The organism is Corallococcus praedator (assembly GCF_003612125.1).
GTDB classification, from domain to species: domain Bacteria; phylum Myxococcota; class Myxococcia; order Myxococcales; family Myxococcaceae; genus Corallococcus; species Corallococcus praedator.
Genome location: NZ_RAWI01001402.1, coordinates 1 through 390, shown reverse-complemented (window position 1 = coordinate 390; position 390 = coordinate 1). Strand labels below are relative to the sequence as shown.

The window sequence follows — 390 nt, the reverse complement described above, 5'->3', positions numbered from 1 at the left end:
CAGGTAATCAATCACTAATGGGTCGGAGGAGGTGAGCACCTGGCTGCGGTAGGCGCGCAACCATTTTTGGCCGAGTATGCGCTCTTGCAGTGGGGAAATTGTCACTGAGCTGGTGTCCCCCAAGGTGGGTAATTCGACCTCTGCATGGGATGCGGATACGCTAAAAAATAACCAGCCAGTGGAGACGATTATTAAGGCAATCGGATGGAAAAACAGGAATTGGCTGGGGCGGGAACCAGAAAAAATTAGGTTGAACACAGTTTGTACAAACTCCTGAAAAGTCCCGGCTGGTGTGGTTTTGCCGGTGCTAGTTAGCAAAAATAAGAGGAAATCCCCGATTTTGCTACTGAAAAAAATAGGCGCTCACTCTAGCGTTTTTGGCGTTTAAAG

At 48.5% G+C, this 390-nt stretch carries 1 protein-coding gene; it reads right to left on the bottom strand.

Features of this window, described 5'->3' with window-relative positions; genetic code table 11:
* The coding region (locus tag D7Y13_RS47575; protein ID WP_244222515.1) for a hypothetical protein at window positions 1–258 on the bottom strand (258 nt) is incomplete at its 3' end.
* Window positions 259–390: the final 132 nt, after the last annotated feature.